This window comes from Imbroritus primus (assembly GCF_964332355.1).
GTDB classification, from domain to species: domain Bacteria; phylum Pseudomonadota; class Gammaproteobacteria; order Burkholderiales; family Burkholderiaceae; genus Imbroritus; species Imbroritus primus.
Map to the genome: position 1 here is coordinate 2,769,197 of NZ_OZ201293.1, position 13,257 is coordinate 2,782,453.

The 13,257-nt window shown below is 64.3% G+C and carries 11 protein-coding genes; 6 read left to right on the forward strand and 5 right to left on the reverse strand.

Going from position 1 to position 13,257, the window contains the following annotated elements; genetic code table 11:
- The first annotated feature begins 376 nt into the window (after positions 1-376).
- Both ACQ3C8_RS12715 and mdoH read left to right on the forward strand, forming a co-directional pair.
- Positions 377-1,918, forward strand: a complete 1,542-nt coding sequence (locus ACQ3C8_RS12715) for a glucan biosynthesis protein G (protein ID WP_428853082.1) — start codon at positions 377-379, stop codon at positions 1,916-1,918.
- A complete protein-coding gene (mdoH, locus tag ACQ3C8_RS12720; RefSeq protein WP_428851770.1) occupies positions 1,891-4,437 on the forward strand; it encodes a glucans biosynthesis glucosyltransferase MdoH in 2,547 nt (848 codons plus the stop codon). The genes ACQ3C8_RS12715 and mdoH overlap by 28 nt, the downstream gene beginning before the upstream one ends.
- Here mdoH and ACQ3C8_RS12725 read toward each other — a convergent pair.
- The 5 genes from ACQ3C8_RS12725 to ACQ3C8_RS12745 form a co-directional block, all read right to left on the reverse strand.
- Positions 4,397-6,787, reverse strand: coding sequence for a CHASE2 domain-containing protein (locus ACQ3C8_RS12725; protein ID WP_428851771.1), 2,391 nt, complete (start codon positions 6,785-6,787; stop codon positions 4,397-4,399). The genes mdoH and ACQ3C8_RS12725 overlap by 41 nt on opposite strands.
- Positions 6,788-7,155: 368 nt before the next feature.
- Entirely contained in the window at positions 7,156-7,497 is a 342-nt protein-coding gene (locus ACQ3C8_RS12730) for a TIGR01244 family sulfur transferase (protein ID WP_009523670.1), read from the reverse strand.
- A 26-nt stretch (positions 7,498-7,523) separates the two neighbouring features.
- Positions 7,524-7,937, reverse strand: a complete 414-nt coding sequence (locus ACQ3C8_RS12735; RefSeq protein WP_428851772.1) for a DUF6691 family protein — start codon at positions 7,935-7,937, stop codon at positions 7,524-7,526.
- Positions 7,934-8,374 carry a YeeE/YedE family protein gene (locus ACQ3C8_RS12740; protein WP_428851773.1) on the reverse strand — a complete coding sequence of 147 codons (441 nt, stop codon included), beginning with the start codon at positions 8,372-8,374 and terminating at the stop codon, positions 7,934-7,936. Before ACQ3C8_RS12740 ends, ACQ3C8_RS12735 begins: the two co-directional genes overlap by 4 nt.
- Positions 8,371-8,700: an ArsR/SmtB family transcription factor gene (locus tag ACQ3C8_RS12745; RefSeq protein ID WP_009523673.1), complete on the reverse strand. Its 330-nt coding sequence runs from the start codon at positions 8,698-8,700 to the stop codon at positions 8,371-8,373. The genes ACQ3C8_RS12740 and ACQ3C8_RS12745 overlap by 4 nt, the downstream gene beginning before the upstream one ends.
- Positions 8,701-8,773: 73 nt before the next feature.
- Here ACQ3C8_RS12745 and ACQ3C8_RS12750 point away from each other — a divergent pair, with 73 nt between their 5' ends.
- From ACQ3C8_RS12750 to gdhA, 4 genes are all read left to right on the forward strand, one after another.
- Complete coding sequence (locus ACQ3C8_RS12750; RefSeq protein WP_428851774.1) at positions 8,774-9,667, forward strand: MBL fold metallo-hydrolase; 894 nt, start codon at positions 8,774-8,776, stop codon at positions 9,665-9,667.
- A 70-nt stretch (positions 9,668-9,737) separates the two neighbouring features.
- Positions 9,738-10,868, forward strand: a complete 1,131-nt coding sequence (locus ACQ3C8_RS12755) for a methyltransferase (RefSeq protein ID WP_428851775.1) — start codon at positions 9,738-9,740, stop codon at positions 10,866-10,868.
- Positions 10,869-11,321: 453 nt separating this feature from the next.
- The gene (locus ACQ3C8_RS12760) at positions 11,322-11,729 is read left to right on the forward strand and encodes a GreA/GreB family elongation factor (protein WP_009523676.1); all 408 of its coding nucleotides are present in this window, start codon (positions 11,322-11,324) and stop codon (positions 11,727-11,729) included.
- 129 nt (positions 11,730-11,858) lie between these two features.
- Positions 11,859-13,202, forward strand: a complete 1,344-nt coding sequence (gdhA, locus tag ACQ3C8_RS12765) for an NADP-specific glutamate dehydrogenase (RefSeq protein WP_009523677.1) — start codon at positions 11,859-11,861, stop codon at positions 13,200-13,202.
- The last annotated feature ends 55 nt before the right edge of the window (positions 13,203-13,257 follow it).

Consider the following 13,257-nt stretch of genomic DNA (forward strand, 5'->3'; position numbering starts at 1 on the left):
TGCATATGCTGCGGCGCGCTCGTGTGCGTATTGTCGTTGTCTGCTCGTCCTTCCACTATAGCCCGGAGCCCGCGTGCTTCCAAGCGTGACGCGGACAGCGCTCTAAAAGTAACAAAACGAAAAAGTGATTCACGCGACACCATCGCTTCACGATAATGAAGATGCCTATTGCCCTGATTGTGCCCCGCCGGTAGGCCGGCCATGGCGTTCTACAATCAAGATGCCTTGCAGCGCAAAGCATCTCGCGGCTCTGCTCCCGCCATTCTCCCTGCTGCGCTCCCGCGCCGGTCATCGTGACGCGTGACGCCGCATGGAGGATCCCCATGACCTCGATTGCGACTCTATCGTGACTCATCGGCCGTTGTTCTTCTTCCGTATGTTTTCCGCAACCCGCGTGGGGCGGACATCCCCGTCGCTCGCGTGCATCGTTGGCATGGTACTGGCCTTGTGCAGCATTCCTGCCGCACAGGCTTTCGATTTCAACGACGTCGCAGCCAAGGCCAAGGCCCTCGCGCAACGCAACTATGAAGCTCCTGCCAAGAATCTTCCTCGCGAACTCGAAAACCTCAGCTTCGATGCCTATCGTGACATCCGCTACCGGCCGGAGAAATTCCTGTGGCGCAATAACACGCTGCCGTTCGAGATCGCGTTTTTCCATCAGGGCTATTTCTTCGACCGCCCGGTGAAGATCAATGAGGTCAACGCACAAGGCGTGCGCGAAATCCGCTTCAACCCAGCCGACTTTACTTACGGCGCCAACAAAGTTGATCCAGCCAAGTTGCGCAATCTCGGCTTTGCCGGCTTCCGCATCCATTTCCCGATCAACACGCCGAAGTACAAAGACGAAATCATCTCCTTCCTGGGCGCCACCTATTTCCGCGCACTCGGCAAGAACCAGCACTACGGTCAATCGGCGCGCGGCCTCGCAATCGACACTGCGTTGAGTTCTGGCGAGGAATTCCCGCACTTCGTCGAGTACTGGCTCGTGCGGCCGGCCGCGGGAGCGCGCGAGATCGTGGTGTACGCCCTGCTCGATTCACGTCGCGCCACGGGCGCCTATCGCTTCACGATCCGGCCGGGCGACGACACCATCGTCGATGTGAAAACGCGCCTGTTCCTGCGCAGCAATGTGAGCAAGCTTGGCATCGCCCCGCTCACGAGCATGTTCTATTTCGGCGAAAACCAGCCGCCCGCGGTGCCTGACTTCCGCCCGGAAGCCCATGACTCGGACGGTCTGTCTATCCACTCCGGGACGGGCGAATGGATCTGGAGGCCGCTGGTCAATCCGAAGCGCCTGCTCGTCACATCATTTGCTCTAAGCAACCCACAGGGCTTCGGCCTGCTGCAGCGCGACCGCCGCTTTGCCAGCTACGAGGACCTGGCACTGCGCTACGAGACACGTCCTGGCGTGTGGATCCAGCCGAAGGGCAAGTGGGGCGCAGGCCGGGTCGAGCTGGTGCAGATTCCCACGCCGGACGAGACCAACGACAACATCGTTGCGCAATGGATTCCCGACACGCCACCCGCGCCAAAGCAGCCGTACGACCTCGAGTACCGCATGCTGTGGCAGAAGGACAACGAGCCCCGCCCCAACCAGGCGTGGGTCACGCAAACGCGCCGCGGACATGGCTGGGGCCACGGCAAGCCCGATGACAGCGAACTGTTCGTGGTGGATTTCGAAGGCACGGTCTTCAAATCGCTCGGCGACAAGGCACGCATCGAACCGGTGGTATCCGGTGAACAGAATGTGCAGATCCTGAACACCTACTATCAACGCAACGAGGCCACCGGCGGCGGGCGCATGAACATCCGCATCCGCCGTGTCGACGCGGACAAGCCGGTCGAACTGCGTGGCTACCTCCGTAACGGCAACATTGCGATCTCAGAAACGTGGAGCTACATCCTTCCCCCAAGCTAACCGCACCGCGTGACACGGCGGCGCAGCCCGCCGCGCGTGTCGACGCCTACCTCGACCGACTGGCCCTCGCCCCCGCACAGCGGGAAGCCATCGAGCGCACGCTCCCGCGCGAGCCCCAAGCGAGCGCGTCCGCAGCGATGTCGGCGCTGCACGAGCAACTGGCCGGTGGCAGCGACCTTGCCGACGGCACCCCGCCCGCCTACGCCTCGGTGGAAGCACGCTTGACTGGCGGCCGGTACGGTACCGCCGACACACACTCTCTGACAGGCATCACACACGATGCCGAAGGTCGCACCCGCCTCGACACCATGCCCCCTGCCCATCGAACCTCAATGGTGCCGGAGGCGTGGCCACCGCATATCGTGGTGGCAGGCGCACAGCGCTTGTGGCAACGCCTGCGTGGTCACCCTGTGGAGGAGCGCGCTTCCGACGCCCCGGCGCCGCGCTGGCGCTGGAACCTGGCCGGCAAGACACGCCGCTACATCCTGTTGCTGCTCGTCATCCTGCAGACTGCCTACGCGACATATGGCATGTCGGTCGTCTTGCCCTACAGCGGCACCAAGCCGCTGGAAATGGGCGTGATGGCTTTCTTCGCGATTCTCTTTGCCTGGGTATCGGCCGGCTTCTGGACCGCACTGATGGGCTTCTGGACCCTACTGCTGCGCGGGGACCGCTTCCTGGTATCGCGCATGGCGAACCGCGAGACGCCGATTCCACCCGAAGCGCGGACCGCCATTATCATGCCGATCGCCAATGAAGACGTGGCGCGGGTCATCGCGGGCCTGCGTGCGACCTACGCCTCCGTGGCGCGTACCGGCGAGCTCGACCGTTTCGACTTCTTCATCCTCAGCGACAGCGGCAACCCCGACATCCGCACCGCGGAGATGGCGGCGTGGCGCACGCTCTGCCAGGAGCTCGAGGCCTTCGGGCGCATTTTCTACCGCTGGCGCAAGATCCGCGTCAAGCGCAAGACTGGCAACGTCGCCGACTTCTGCCGACGCTGGGGCACGCAGTATCGCTACATGGTCGTGCTCGATGCCGACAGCGTGATGAGCGGCGAATGCCTGACCACCATGGTACGCATGATGGAAGGCGCGCCCAACGCCGGCATCATCCAGACCGCGCCGTACGCATTCGGCCGTGAAACCCTGTACGCCCGCGTGCAGCAGTTCGCCACGCGCGTCTACGGTCCGCTGTACACCGCCGGCCTGCACTTCTGGCAGCTTGGCGAATCGCATTACTGGGGGCATAACGCCATCATCCGCGTCGCGCCGTTCATCAAGCATTGCGCGCTCGCGCCGCTGCCCGGCAAGGGTCCGCTAGCCGGCGAGATCCTGTCGCACGATTTCGTCGAGGCCGCCATGATGCGACGCGCGGGCTGGTCTGTCTGGATCGCTTATGACCTGCACGGCAGCTACGAGGAGCTGCCGCCCAACCTGCTGGACGAACTGAAGCGTGATCGCCGCTGGTGCCAGGGCAACCTGATGAACTTCCGCCTGTGGCTCAAGCAGGGCTTTCACGCCGTGCACCGTTTCGTCTTCCTGACCGGTGTGATGGCCTATCTGTCGGCGCCGCTGTGGTTCCTGTTCCTGCTCATCTCCACGCTGCTGCTGGCGGAACACACGCTCGTCGCCCCGGAATACTTCAGCCAGCCGTACCAGCTGTTTCCGAACTGGCCGGAGTGGCATCCGGAAAAAGCGCTCGCCCTGTTCACCGTCACGGCCACGCTACTGTTCCTGCCGAAGATCCTCAGTGTCGCCGTCATCATGGCGCACGGCGCGCGCCAGTTCGGGGGCAATCTGCGTCTGGTCGGAAGCATGCTGATCGAGGTGGTTATCTCCGCATTGCTCGCGCCGACGCGCATGCTGTTCCACAGTACCTTCGTCACCGCCGCTCTCAGCGGCTGGGGCATCAGCTGGAAATCGCCACCGCGCGAGGATGCCGAGACCACCTGGGGCGAAGCGATCCGCCGGCATGGCCTGTACACGCTGCTCGGTCTCGGCTGGGGCGCGCTCGTGTGGTGGCTCAATCCGTCTTATCTGCTGTGGCTGCTGCCTATCGTCGGTGCGCTGGTCGTGTCGATTCCACTCTCGGTATTTCTTAGCCGTGTCTCGTTGGGTAGATGGCTGCGGCGCGCCCGCTTCTTCCTGATCCCGGAAGAGGCCCGCCCACCGCGCGAGTTGCGCGACATGCAGCGGTATTTGCGCCGCACCCGGGCATTACCCGGCTTCATCGATGCCGTGGTCGATCCGCACATCAACGCACTGGCCTGTGCCACCGGCACCGCACGGCCTCGCCAGCGTGCGGCACTGCGCTTCCAGAAATCCCGGCTGGTACAGATCGCACAGCGCAACGGACCGCAGGCACTCGACAACGCACAACGCAACCTGCTGCTGAGCGATCCGCTGGCACTATCGCAATTGCACCTCGCTGTGTGGAGCCACCCGGACACGCATGCCGACTGGGGCGTACCGGTGACTATGCCGCCATCTCCGTCAACTGGGCCGGCAGCCGGATAAAGAATGTCGCCCCAGCGCCATGCGCGCTGTGGACGCCGACATCGCCGTTGTGCCGCTGCACCACTGTCCGCACAAACACCAGCCCGAGCCCGATCCCTTCCGGCTGGACCTGGCCCGGAACCTGGATGCGCTGGAACGGCTGAAACAGGCGCAACTGGTCTTCGGGCGAAATGCCCCGCCCCTGGTCGATGACCTCGATCACATAGACGTGGTCCTCCGCGCGCAGGCGCAAGGTCACCGTACCCTTGGCCGGGCTGAACTTGATGGCATTGCCGGTCAGGTTGATGACCGCACGCACCAGCAGGGAACGGTCGCCCACCACCGACGCTTCACTCACCTGCAGGTCGGTCAGCAAGGTCACGCCATGCGCATTGGCCAGGACCCACATTTCATCGGAGGCATCCATGACAATCTCGACCAGGTCGAGCGGCTCCTGCCGGATGACGCTTGATTCCGCCTTGGCAAGCTGGATGAATTCGTCCGCCAACCCCAGCGTGCGGCGCGCATAGTTACTCACGCGCTGCGCCAGTTCGTTTTCGCTGACTGCCGTATTGCGGTCTTTCTGCAGTTCGAGCAAGGCGAGGATCGATGCCTGGGGAGAACGGATATCATGCGACAGGAAACGCATCATTTCCTCGCGCTTGCGCTCGGCCTGGCGAATCGAGTTGATGTCCACCCAGATGACGATATAGCCGGCCGTCGTGCCCATCGAGGTGCGCAATGGCCCGCCGCGCATTAGCATGGCTCGGCCGCTCCGGTCGGTCAGCTCGATGCCATCGACGCTACGCTCGCTCAGTGGCGCGGTCTCGCCAGCGATCAGTTGCTCGACATACCGCTGGCCGGCATCGGAGTCGGGGAACAGTTCCGCCACGATGTCGCGCAGTGCTGCGCCTCCGTCCTCCAGCCCGTCGCGCCCCACGCCCGGAACATCGAGGTGGCCGATCAGGGCGACCGCTTGCCGGTTCGCCAGCGTCACGCGCCCCCCCAGGTTACAGACCACAGTGGCATCCGGCACGCTATCGATGCCATCCGCCAGGAACTGCCGCAAATTGCGTACGCGCGATGTGACGCGGTGCATGTCCATGACACGCTGGTCGAGCGTATCGCTCATGCGATGCGTGCTGATCGCCTCATGAAACAGCACAGGCTCCTGATCAAGCCGGCTGAACTCATCCGCCAGATAGCGCAGCGCTGCCTCCTGCCGGCGCCAGCTCCATATCGGATACACCAGTGCGATCCCGATGAGTGCAGCCATCGGCGCAAACCAGACATGGGCGCGATCCAGCAGCACCAGGCAGAGCAGCAGCACGCTGACGAGAATCACACCGGTCGCCAGCAAGGCCCAGCGGGGCGGCAGCAGGAGCACGGCGCCGAGCGTCACCAGCACCGCGACCACCGACAACAGCATGCTCCACTGGCGTGACAGCGGTGCGATCTCCGAGCCGTCCATCAGGCTTTGCATGACGGTGGCGATGATCTCCACCCCGCTCATGCCCTGCCCGGATCCCGAGACGGCTGTCGGAAAGCTGTCGTTCAGGCCGGTCGCCGTCGCACCGATCAGTACATACTTGCCGGCGAACATGCTCTCCGGGACACTGCCACGCAGGACATCCACGTACGAGACCGTCTCGAAACTGCCCGGTGGACCGACGAACGGGATATACATCCACTTGTCACGCGTCCAGTTGGGCCCGAACATGGCGGATACCGGGCGCGCACGCTGTCGCCCGACATTAGGGAGCGCGCTGGGAAAACGCGGATCGTCTGCCACCATCTCGACGGCAAAATGGTCAAGTGGGTTGCGCCGGTCGCCCTCGACCAGGAAGACGCTGCGCGCAATCCCGTCGGAGTCGATTTCCAGGTTGATGTGTCCGTGCCGCGCCGCGAAGATCGACAGGGGACGTCGTACCTCCGCGCGATTGCTGCCGATCGATTCGATGGTCGCCGGCAGGACCACATGTGGGCAGCGCCGCATGGCATTGGCCAGGGCCACGTCATCGTGCGGATAGCGCTCGTCGGGTTCGGAGAGGATCAGCGCCAGACCGAGGGCGCGGGGCTGCATGTCCGGGGTGGCACAGATGTGCGTCAGCAGCGAGGCATGCAGGGCGCGCCGCCACGGCCAGCGGCCGAGGGCCTGGATGCTGGCATCGTCGATCGCCACGATCACGATTTCCGGGGAGGGCGTGCGATGCAGGCGGGCAATACTGTGATCGTAGAGCGCCTGGTCAGGGCGTCCCAGGCCGCTGAACGATGCGGCATATGCTGTGAGGATGACGATGATCGGCGCGAAAATCAGCCACTCGACGATCGTGCGCCGGGTAAAGCTGGCCGTAGTGTCGGCGCTCTTCATCGCATGGATCCTCGCTTGGGTCCGGGCCTGGGTTCACCGCCGTCGCGGTGCGCGGCCCACTCCGGCACGCCGCCGGCAAGACAGTCAGACTCAGCGGGTGATGCAATGAATTTAGCAAACTCCCGTCAACCGGTCGAGCATCCGCCACGATTTAGGGCGCAGACAAGAAAATTCTTAAAATCCATGTGCTCGCATGGCATGCGCGGTCAGTCTCCGGTGCACCATGCCAGCAAGCATGTCCGGTATCTCGGGGAGGGTTGGCAAACAGGAAGGGCGCGGCGGAAGCCGCCGTCTCAGCGCGAAATCTGGCCGCAGGAAAAAAGCGGAAGGGGGCCGGCGGCGACGGACGCGCCACCGGGCAAGTAGCGTTACTTGACGCCGGAGATCTGGTACAGCGAAGTCGAACGCGCGCCGCTGCGGCAATAGGCCAGCACCGGCGCCGGCATGTCCTGCAGCAGCTTGGCGAAGGCCGCGCCGTCAGCCGGCGTAATCATGCCTGGCACCACCGGCAGGTAGGCAAACGACAGGCCATGGGCCTGCGCGGCTTCCGCCACTGCAGCGCTGGCCGGCTGGTCAGGACCACCCTCGCCATCGGGACGGTTGCAGACAATCGAACGGAACCCGGCGGCGGCGATCGCAGCCACATCCGCGGCGTCGATCTGGCCGGCGGTTGCGAACTGCGGCGTATGTTGCGTGACGGTGAGCGTCATGATGAAACATCCTTCATTCAGAGAGATCACTGACTAAAACGACTGAAACGGTAGACCGCCATGCCAGCAAGCATGGCGGCCATGAATATCCAGGCCTTGGCATAACCTGCTGCCGCACCGACGATGGCCGGGCCGGGACAGAATCCCGCCACGCCCCAACCCATGCCGAACAGCACGGCGCCAATGACCAGCCGGCGATCGATTTGGGTGGCTTCCGGGAGGCGGATCGGCCCGCCCAGCACCGTCCGGCCCCGGCGCCGCGCCAGCGCGAAAGCAATCGAACCAACCGCGACCGCGCCCCCCATGACCAGCGCCAGAGAGGGATCCCAGCGCCCGGCCAGATCAAGAAATCCCAGGACCTTGGCCGGATTGCTCATGCCGGACAGGATCAGCCCCAGCCCGAACAGCAGCCCAGCGGAAAATGCACCGACCGTTATCATACTGCGCCTCCCAGAACATGGCGTACCACATATACGGTAACGAAGCCTGCCGCCATGAACAGCAGGGTCGCCGCCAGGGAACGCGGCGAAGCTCGCGACACGCCGCACACGCCGTGCCCGCTGGTGCACCCGGAGCCGAGCTGCGTGCCGTACCCGACCAGCAGCCCGGCCACAATCAGCTGCAGCGGACCTGCCTCGATCACGGCTACCGGCATCGCGGCAAACAGCCGCCACGCAAACGGCGCGGCCACCAGGCCGAGCAGGAATGCGACACGCCAGCGCCGGTCCCCCGCCGGCGCGCGCAACAGGCCCCCGAGAATGCCGCTGATGCCGGCGATCCGGCCATTGACCAGCAGGAACAGCGCTGCGGCGAGGCCGATAAGGAGCCCGCCCGCGAGGGCTGTCCAGGGCGTGAAATTTAGCCAGTCCAGTGTCATGCTGCCTCCCCGGGTTCGCAATAGAGACGGTGCAACGTATTCATCACTTCGATCGCTTCGGTGCCCGCCAGCCGGTAATAGATATATTTACCCTCGCGCCGGGTGGCCACCAGGCCTTCGTCGCGCAACACCGCCAGTTGCTGCGAGAGGGTTGGCTGGCGGATGTCGAGACATTCCTCGAGCCCGCCGACATTCGCTTCGCCCTGGGCCAACTGGCACAGGATCACCAACCGGTCTTCATTGGCCAGGGCCTTGAGCAGGCCGCAGGCCTGCCCCGCGGCATGGCGCAACAGGCTGACATCCGGGGACTGTACGGTTTCGTTCATGCAGATATGCTCCTGAGAGACTTCATTATATTGACAAACAATATATAAATCAATAATATGATTTCATTGGGCCATGAGGAGACCTGCCGTGCCAGCCAATGTGGAAGCCTTTTTCGATCCTGTGACCGCCACCGTCACCTATGTCGTGTACGAAGCTCCCGGATCGCGCTGCGCGATCATCGACTCGGTGCTCGACTACGATCCCAAGGCCGGACGCACATCTACCACGTCGGCAGATCGCGTCATCGCGTTCGTACGCGCGCAGCGGCTGACGGTCGACTGGCTGCTGGAAACCCACGCGCATGCCGACCATCTCTCGGCGGCACCCTATCTGCGCCAGCAACTCGGCGGGCGCATTGCCATTGGCGAGCAGATCCGCACGGTGCAACGCACCTTTCGACCGATCTTCAACCTCGAACCGGAATTTCGCCTCGACGGCTCGCAGTTCGACTACCTGTTCGCGCCCGACGAGATTTTCCAGATTGGCAATTTGCGGGCGCAAGCCTGGCATGTACCGGGACACACGCCGGCCGACATGGCGTACCGCATCGAGGGCGATGGCGAGCACAGCGAGATCGTGTTCGTCGGCGACACGCTATTTATGCCCGATGTCGGTACAGCGCGCTGCGATTTTCCCGGAGGCGACGCACACCATCTCTATCAGTCCATCCAGCGCCTGCTCGGCCTGCCGCCCGACACGCGGCTGATGATGTGCCACGATTACCCGCCGCCCGGGCGCGAACCGGCCTGGGAAACGACTGTCGCCGCCCAGCGCGCGCGCAATATCCACGTGCATGACGGCATCAGCGAAGCGGATTTCGTCGCCATGCGTGAGCAGCGCGATGCGACCCTGGCGATGCCCACGCTGATCCTGCCCGCGATCCAAATCAATATCCGGGCAGGCGACCTGCCGCCACCAGAAGCCAACGGCACGCGCTACCTGAAAATCCCGCTTGATCGCCTGTAATGGCACGGCAGGCGTGTGCCCGGGCCCAATCTCGGGCACACTGCTGCCTTCCGCATTCCAGAACAGCCCAATGAACGCACCTGCCGTCCTGCAGTGGACCGAAGACGACACGCCGCACAGCGCCCGCTGGCATTCCGAGGCAGCCGCGCCTCCGCCGCGCCGCGTCGTGGTCGCGGACGACCGCATGCCGGCGGACACGGCATACCGTCTCATGTGCGAGGGTACAGCCCTGCTGTGGCGTGGCGATTTTCACAACGCACGCCAGCTGCTGCAAGCCGTGGCGCGACGTGTCGACGAGCCGCGCCGCAAACCCAAGGCCCCACCTGCCACGCCACTCGACGCCTTCAACCGCTATCGCCTCACGCAGGCGCAGCGCGCCCGCACCCTCGGCATGCTGCTGATTCCCGTGGACGCCGGTCACGTCATTCCGCTACGGCGCGCGCCCGATGTGCGGCAGGCCTGCGAAGAAGCGCATGGCCCCGCCGACACGCCCTACGTGATGTCGCTGCGCGAACTGCAGGGCATCGTCGGCGCGCACGAGTGGCGCAAGAAGGGCGTGTCCGTGGCCGCGCTGAATGCCACGATCCATCCGCACTACGGCGTGTTCTCGCCGGTACGTGGCGAATATCTCGAACTGGTCGCCGCCGCCCCGCTACCCGAGACCGATCTCGCCTTCGATATCGGCACGGGCACCGGCGTACTCGCGGCCATCTTGGCACGGCGCGGCATAACGCGTGTCGTTGCCACCGACCAGGATCCCCGTGCGCTGGCCTGCGCCGCCGAAAACATGGCGCGGCTCGGCCTGGCCGGTCAGGTCGAATTGCTGCAGGCCGACCTCTTCCCGGCCGGACGCGCGCCACTCGTCGTCTGCAACCCGCCCTGGCTGCCAGCGCGTCCCGCGACGCCGCTGGAACACGCCGTCTATGACCCGGACAGCCGCATGTTGCGCGGCTTCCTGCAGGGATTGCCCGCGCATCTCGACACCGGCGGCGAAGGCTGGCTGATCCTGTCCGACCTGGCCGAGCACCTCGGCCTGCGCGCCCCGGACATGGTGCGCGAGACCATCGCAGCCGCCGGCCTGCGCGTGATCGAGCGCCATGACACGCGCCCAACCCATCCCAAGGCCACCGCTGCGACGGATCCGCTGCATGCCGCGCGACGCCAGGAGATCACTTCGCTATGGCGGCTGACCCACGCGTGATGCCCACATGAGGCCCAGGTGAAGCCCGCGCCGCTCGAGGTTGACGGATTTCCTGTAGCGGCTATACTGGGCCATCGACTTTGACAGCATCCATCAGCACGCCGTGACTTTGCCACTTAACGCCTCGCCTGCGCTGCGCTCCTTCGGGAACGCGGGTCGCGCTCGCGTTGCGTTTGCCGGCATGCTGACCTTTTCGCGTCAATTCGCGCGTACGCCGCAGATCATTGCGGGCAACGCGGAACGCGCCTGCTGCAAAGACCTCGCCTGCCTCTCCTAAGCTCGGCGAAGGTCTACCGGCCACACCGCGGGATCTCCCACGGCCGCCCCTTCCCGAGCACCTCACTCCCCGATACCTGACCCACTGATTACGCAGCGCGTGCTGAGGCACGGACGCCCGGCGTAATCCATTTTGCTTGTGCCGCAAGGATGCGGCCATAGCGGAGGAAACTCGCCATGAACCAACGAATCCTGTCCTACCAGGACGCCCTGCTCCTGAGCAAGCTGTCGGAACACCTGCTGCGCGTTGCCGGTCCCGAGACGTATGCTGCCGAACAACTGGTGGAGATCCTGTCCACCGCCACCATCCTGCCCGACGGCGAAATCCGCGAGGATCGCGTCGGGATCGGCAGCCTGGTGGTCTATCACGAGGCCGGCCAGCGCGAGCGCGACACCGCCACCATCGTCCCGCCGGAAGACGGCAACCCCTCGCTGGGCCGCATCTCGGTGCTGACACCCATGGCACTGGCCCTGATCGGCCGCAAGGTGGGCACGACCGTGGAAGTGCCGCTGCCGCTGCAGCGCACCAAACAGTTCACCATTGCAGAGATCCAGTGCGCCACGGAACTGAGGAGGCTGGAGTAATGCGGGCGGCATATTACAAAGCCCTGCTAGCCATAATAGCCACTGCGGCCGTATACTACGCGCTCGATTTTTGAATTGAGGGACCGCGCGTGCTCGCTCGGTCCCTCGCCCAACCGAGCCCCCACGTTAATGACTCTACCTTCCCTCGACAGCTTTCTCAGCCAGGTGGCATCTCGTGACCCTAACCAGCCGGAGTTCCTCCAGGCGGTGAAAGAAGTGATGCACAGCCTGTGGCCCTTTCTGCAGCAGTATCCGGAATATGCCAAGCATGGCCTGCTGGAACGTCTCGTCGAGCCGGAGCGGATCATCCAGTTCCGCGTGTCGTGGACGGACGACAAAGGCCAGGTGCACGTCAACCGTGCCTGGCGCATCCAGCACAGTTCGTCCATCGGCCCGTTCAAGGGCGGCATGCGCTTCCACCCGACCGTTAATCTTTCGGTCCTCAAATTCCTCGCCTTCGAGCAGACTTTCAAGAACGCCCTGACGACCCTCCCCATGGGCGGCGCCAAGGGCGGTTCGGACTTCGACCCCAAGGGCAAGTCGGAACTCGAAGTGATGCGCTTCTGCCAGGCCCTCATGACCGAGCTCTATCGCCACATCGGCTCCGATACCGACGTACCGGCCGGCGACATCGGCGTGGGCGGACGTGAAGTCGGCTTCATGGCCGGCATGATGAAGAAGCTTTCGAACGACACATCGAGCGTATTCACCGGCAAGGGCGTAACCTTCGGCGGCAGCCTGATGCGTCCGGAAGCCACCGGCTACGGTACGGTGTACTTCGCGCAGGAAATGCTGCGCAAGCATGGCGATGGCTTTGAAGGCAAGCGCGTGCTGATCTCCGGTTCGGGCAACGTGGCGCAGTACGCCGCCGACAAGGCCATCGAACTCGGCGCCAAGGTCCTGTGCGTGAGCGACTCGGGCGGCACCATGCTGTACCCGGAAGGGATGAGCGAAGCGCAGCTCGCCGAACTGATGGAATTCAAGAACGAAGAGCGCGGCCGCCTCGCCGATTTCGCACAGCGCCACAAGCTGCCGTTCGAAGCTGGCAAGCGACCCTGGCACATCCCGGCGGACATCGCCCTGCCGTGCGCCACCCAGAACGAACTCGACGCCAACGATGCGGAAACCCTGCTCGCCAACGGCGTGAAGTGCGTGGCCGAGGGCGCCAACATGCCGTCCACACTAGAAGCCGTGGACCGCTTCCTGGCCGCGCGCATCCTGTATGCACCGGGCAAGGCCAGCAACGCCGGTGGCGTGGCCACCTCGGGCCTGGAAATGTCGCAGAACGCCATGCGCCTGTCGTGGCAGCATGCCGAAGTGGACGAGAAACTGCACGCCATCATGAAGGAAATCCACCTGAACTGCATCATGCATGGCCAGAAGGACGACGGCTTCGTCAACTACGTCGACGGCGCGAACATTGCCGGCTTCGTTAAGGTTGCCAATGCCATGCTGGGCCAGGGCGTGATCTGATCCACCGCTATCCGCAGCACTGCAACACCCTGACACGGCGCGCCGTCCGGCAATC